The organism is Phenylobacterium sp. (genome assembly GCF_036263695.1).
Taxonomy (GTDB): domain Bacteria; phylum Pseudomonadota; class Alphaproteobacteria; order Caulobacterales; family Caulobacteraceae; genus Phenylobacterium.
Genome location: NZ_DATAGM010000381.1, coordinates 1 through 5,678, shown reverse-complemented (window position 1 = coordinate 5,678; position 5,678 = coordinate 1). Strand labels below are relative to the sequence as shown.

Below are 5,678 nucleotides of genomic sequence, written 5' to 3'. Positions count from 1 at the left end.
AGATCGCCCGCAAGGACGTGCGGATCGGCGATACGGTGATCCTGCAGCGCGCCGGCGATGTGATCCCGCAGATCCTCGGCGCCGTCCCCGAGGAGCGGCCCAAGGACGCGGTCCCCTACGAGTTCCCGACCCACTGCCCGTGCCCGCTGACGACGCCGGTGGCCCGCGAGACCACGGCCTCGGGAGCGGAGACGGTGGTGCGCCGCTGCACGGGCGAGTTCGCCTGTCCGTTCCAGAAGCTCGCCCACCTCCGCCACTTCGTCTCCCGGCGCGCCTTCGACATCGAGGGCCTGGGCGAGAAGCAGCTGACCGCCTTCGTGCAGCGCGGCTGGATCAGCGAGCCGGCCGACATCTTCAAGCTGGCCAAGGACGAGGCGAAGCTCGCCGAACTGCGCGCCACGGACGGCTACGGCGAGACCAGCGTGCGCAACCTGATCGCCGGCATCGAGGCGCGGCGGACCATCTCCCTCGACCGGTTCATCTACGGCCTGGGGATCCGCCACATCGGCGAGACGACAGCGGTGGTGATGGCCAGGGGCTATGGGAGCGCCCCGCACTTCCTGGAGGCGATGGACAAGGTCGCCGAGCGCGACCCAGGCGCCATGGAAGAGCTCGACGCCATGGACCAGATCGGGGCGGCGGTGATCGAGGCCGCCGCCAGCTACTTCGCCGAGGACCACAACCGGCGTGCGGTGCAGAACCTGGTCGCCGAGCTCACCGTCCTGGACGCCGAAAAGCCCAAGAGCGACACCGCGGTGGCCGGTAAGACGGTGGTCTTCACCGGCTCGCTGGAGCGGATGACCCGCGAGGAGGCGAAGGCGCAGGCCGAGAGCCTCGGCGCCAAGGTCGCCTCGTCGGTGTCCAAGAAGACCGATCTGGTGGTCGCCGGGCCTGGCGCCGGCTCGAAGCTGAAAACCGCCGCCGAGCTTGGGATTCAGGTCCTTACAGAGGACGAGTGGCTGGCGCTGGTCGCCGGCTGAGCCCGCCGACGCGGGGCGCGGATCAGCGAACGGCGGCGCCGAAAACCTTGGCGCCCGGCACAGTTGCGGCATAGTCCTTAAGTCCTAAGGGGGACGGGGCTTGGCGGGACGGTTCCTCAGTGAGCTGAAGCGGCGAAACGTCATCCGTGTGGGTGGCGTCTACCTGGTCACGGCCTGGGCGCTGTTCGGCATCGCCAAGACCATCTTCGAGGTGATGGGCTTCCCCAAGTGGACCTCGCCCCTGCTGCTGGTCCTGCTGGCGCTCGGCCTGCCCATCGCCACCATCATCGCCTGGGCCTTCGAGCGCGCGCCGGAGGGGGGCGTGCGGCGGACCGAAGCTCCGCCCGAGGACGCGCCGCCGCTGAAGTTCGGCCTGTTCGACGGCGCCCTTCTGGCGGCGATCGGCGGCGTGCTGGTGATCACGGTCTTGCAGGTCACGGGCCTGTTCGGCGGCGCGGCGCGGGTCCCGCTGCTGCCGTCGGAGGAGAAGTCGGTGGCGGTGCTGCCGTTCGCCAGCTTCTCCACGCGGCCAGAGATGGAGTTCTTCGCCGACGGCCTCACCGAGGAGGTGATCAATTCCCTCGCCAAGGTGGAGGACCTGAAGGTCGCCGGGCGGACCTCGGCCTTCTACTTCAAGGGCAAGAACGAGGACCTGCGCGAGATCGGCAAGAAGCTGGGCGTCGCCCACGTGGTCGAGGGCAGCGTGCGACACGACGGCGACCGGCTGCGGGTGACCGCCCAGCTGATCAAGGTCTCCGACGGCTTCCACCTGTGGAGCGAGACCTACGACCGCGACATGAGCGACGCCTTCGTCATCCAGACCGAGATCGCCGAGGCCGTCGCCGAGGCGCTGAAGGCCGAACTGGACGCGGGTGACAAGACGCGGGCGAGCCGGCGAAACCCCGAGGCCTACGAGCTGGAGCTGACGTCGCGCGCGCAGCTGCGCCACCTGGGGCTCGCGCAGCTGACCGCGGCCCACAAGGGCTTCAAGCGGCTGATCGAGCTGGAGCCGAACAATCCCGAGGGCTACGCGGGCCTGGCCCAGGCCTCGGCGCTGCTGGTCCAGCACCACCTTCAGGGCGACTTCCGGCCCACCATCCGGGAGGCGGAGACGGCCATCGCCAAGGCGCTGGAGCTCGATCCGAAATCCGCCTCGGCCTACATCGCGCGTGGCTGGGTGAACCGGATGAAGTTCATCCGAGCGTCCTGCCAGAGCTGCGAGGGCATAGCGACCGCCTCCTTCAAGCGGGCGGCCGAACTGGAGCCGCGAAATCCGGAGGCGCTCAGCCTTTACGGCGCCGACATCGCTATCGCCCGGCCGGCGGAGGCGATCACCTACCTGCGCCGCGCGCTGGCGATCGATCCGCTGGACAAGATCGCCCAGACCTACCTTTCCGAGGCGCTAGCCGCGACCGGCGACTTCGCGGCGGCCGAGCGCCAGTACCGCACCGCCGCCGAGCTGTTCCCCGACTTCATCGACACCAAGCAGAACCTGGCCGGATTTCTGATCGTGCAGGGCAAGCTCGATGAGGCTGAGCCCTGGCTGCGCGCCGCCGCGCAGCCGGGCACCGACCCCTCCGCCGGCCTGGAGCTGGCTCACCTCTATCTGAACCTCGGCCTTAGGCCGGACATGGCGGCGACGGTGGAGCAGCTGAAGTCCTCGCCCGTGGCGGCCGAAGTCGCCAATGCGGTGACCATGATCACCGACGGCCAGTACCAGGAGCTGCTCGCCCACAGCCGCAAGTTCCTGGTGCAGCCCGAGCCCGATCCCATCTGGCACGCCATCGGCTTCTCCGCGGCGGCGTTGGCGGGCGACTACGAATTCGCCCGTGAGCAGCTGCTGATCATCCATCCCGAACTGTTCGAGCCGGAGCCGCAGGTGTCGGCCAGCGCCGCCAACGAGGTGGTCGCCGCGGCCTTCGTCATCGCCCAGCTCGGCGATCAGGGGCAGTCGCGGCGGATCTTGGACGAGACATTACGGGTGACCGAGCCCACGCCCGGAAGGTGGCAGTCGCACGCCCGGCGCATCGCCCGCATGAAGGCCTTCGCCATGATGGGAGACAATGAGCGGGCGCTGGCCGAGCTGCGCGCGGCGATCGATGCGGGCTACCGCACGCTCTACGACATGGACGTCTTCCTGCGGCTCGACACCTACCCGATGCTGGCGCCGCTCCGCGGCGATCCCAGGTTCCAGGCGATGATCCGAGAGATCGAGGCTGACGTGGCGAAGAAGCGCGAGGCGGTGCTGGCCCGCCGTCGCGGCGCGCCGCCGGCCCAGGCGGCGAGCCGGGCCGCGGCGTAGAGTCTCCAGGAAATCTCCAGCGCTCCTCCAAGCGGAGCGCCGGAGACAGTGGCATTCAGACGCTCGCCAGCGAAGGCGACGGAGGCCGCAATGGACGAACTGGACGTCGACTACGTGATCGTCGGCGCGGGGGCCGCAGGGATGGCGTTCGCCGACACCCTGCTGACCGAGACGGACGCGAGCCTGGCGATCGTCGATCGGCGGGCCAAGCCCGGCGGCCACTGGAACGACGCCTATCCGTTCGTGCGGCTGCACGGGCCGTCCCTGGTCTACGGCGCGGAGTCGCGGGCGTTGGGCTCGGAAGCCATCGAGGCGGTGGGGATCAACCGGGGCCTGCTGGAGCAGGCGAGCGGGACGGAGGTTCTCGCCTACTACGATCAACTGATGCGGCAGCGCTTTCTGCCGAGCGGGCGCGTCACCTGGCTGCCGCTGACCGACTACGCTGACGGGATCGCCGCCTCGCGGATCACCGGGGCGCGGACGCGGCTGTGCGCACGCAGGAAGCTGGTGGATGCGACCTATGCGGACACCCGCCTGCCCGTTACCGATCCGCCGAGCTTCGACATCGCGCCGGGCGTGCGCTGCATCCCGCCGCATGCGCTGCCGGGTGTGCGCGAGGCGCCCGACGGCTTCGGGATCCTGGGGGCCGGCAAGACCGCGATGGACAGCGTCGTCTGGCTGCTGGAGCAGGGCGTCGCGCGGGACCGGATCACCTGGATCCGGCCACGAGATCCGTGGCTGCTGCCGCGCGAGAACCTGCAGCCGAGCTTCGACTTCTTCATCCCCACCGTCGGCGCGATGGCGGGCGAGCTGGAGGCGGCGCGGGACGCCGCCTCCATCGAGGACCTCTTCGGACGGCTGGAGGCGGCAGGCCTGCTGGCGCGGATCCTCCGGACCGTGACGCCGGCCATGTACCGCTGCGCCATCGTCAGCGCGCCGGAGCTGGAGCTGCTGCGCAGCGTCAAGGACGTCGTGCGGCTCGGGCACGTCCGGGCGATCGAGGCGGGTCGCATCGTGCTCGACGGCGGGAGCGTCCCCACCTCGCCCAGCCGCGTGCATGTGAACTGCACCGCCGACGGTATCCCGCGCCGCCCGCCGCAGCCGATCTTCCAGGGCGAGCGGATCCTGTTGCAGCACGTGCGCCGCTGCTCGCCGTGCCTCAGCGCGGCGTTCGTGGCCCATCTGGAGGCGGCGATCGCCGGCGAGGCGGAGAAGAACGCCATGTGCCGGCCCGTGCCGGCGCCCGACGAACCCCTCGACTGGCTGCGGATGCAGCTGGAGGATTTCGCCAACCGCCGCGCCTGGTCTCAGTCGCCCGAGCTGCAGGCCTGGCTCGCCAACTCCCGGCTGGACAGGTTCTCCGGCATCATCGCCCGCGCGGTCCGCGAGCCGACGCCCGAGCGGCTGGCCATCCTTCAGCGCTATCGCGAGGCGGCCGGTCCGGCCCTGACGCGGATCGCCGAGCTCATGGCGGGCGCGCAGGCAGGCGCGGCGCTGGAGCCTGCCTAGAGCGGCGCGCAGGCCTCTTCCAGCCAGGCGCGGACGTCGGGCTCGACCTGCGGGCCGACCACCGAGAGGACGCGCGCGTGGTAGGCGTCCATCTGGCCGCGTTCCTCGTCCGTGAGCATCTCGCGGACGATCAGGCGGCGGTCGATGGGGGCCAGGGTGAGGGTCTCGAAGCCGAGCATCGGGCGCTCGCCGCCGGGCACTGGGGCCGGCTCGGTGACGAACTGCAGGTTCTCGATGCGGATGCCGTAGGCGCCTTCCTTGTAGTAGCCCGGCTCGTTGGAGACGATCATGCCAGGCCGCAGGGGCACGGTGCTGGGCGCCTTGGAGATCCGCTGCGGACCCTCATGGACGCCGAGGTAGGAGCCGACCCCATGGCCGGTGCCATGGTCGTAGTCCAGGCCGGCCGACCACAGGGGCGCGCGGGCCAGGGCGTCGAGCGCTGAGCCGGTGGTGCCTTGCGGGAAGCGGACGCGGGCCAGCGCCAGGTGGCCCTTCAGCACCAGGGTAAAGCGCTCGGCCATCTCGCGGCTGGGCTCGCCAATGGCGACGGTGCGGGTTACGTCCGTCGTGCCGTCCAGGTACTGGGCGCCGGAATCCACCAGCAGCAGGGAGCCGGGCTCGGTGCGGCGGTTGAGCCGGGCAGTGGGGCGATAGTGAACGATGGCGCCGTGCGGTCCCGCGCCGGCGATGGTGTCGAAGGAGAGGTCCTTCAGCGCCCCGGTCTGCTCGCGGAAGCCTTCCAGGCGGGTGACCACCTCGACCTCGTCGGGCAGGCTGGTCTGTGCCTCGGTGGCCAGCCAGTGCAGGAAGCGGGAGAGGGCGGCGCCGTCGCGCGCATGGGCCCGCCGGGCGCCTTCGATCTCCACGGCGTTCTTGCAGGCTCTCGG

At 70.6% G+C, this 5,678-nt stretch carries 4 protein-coding genes; 3 read left to right on the top strand and 1 reads right to left on the bottom strand.

All coding sequences use genetic code 11. The features are described 5' to 3' along the window. The 3 genes from VHK87_RS15515 to VHK87_RS15505 form a co-directional block, all read left to right on the top strand. Nucleotides 1–980, top strand: a 980-nt coding sequence (locus VHK87_RS15515; protein WP_329635796.1) for a BRCT domain-containing protein, incomplete at its 5' end; no start/stop codon positions are given. A 100-nt stretch (nt 981–1,080) separates the two neighbouring features. Beyond that, nucleotides 1,081–3,282, top strand: a complete 2,202-nt coding sequence (locus tag VHK87_RS15510; RefSeq protein ID WP_329635795.1) for a tetratricopeptide repeat protein — start codon at nt 1,081–1,083, stop codon at nt 3,280–3,282. Between the two features lie 90 nt (nt 3,283–3,372). Next, the gene (locus VHK87_RS15505; protein ID WP_329635794.1) at nt 3,373–4,791 is read left to right on the top strand and encodes an NAD(P)-binding protein; all 1,419 of its coding nucleotides are present in this window, start codon (nt 3,373–3,375) and stop codon (nt 4,789–4,791) included. Here VHK87_RS15505 and VHK87_RS15500 read toward each other — a convergent pair. Then, the coding region (locus tag VHK87_RS15500; protein WP_329635793.1) for a M24B family metallopeptidase at nt 4,788–5,678 on the bottom strand (891 nt) is incomplete at its 5' end. The genes VHK87_RS15505 and VHK87_RS15500 overlap by 4 nt on opposite strands.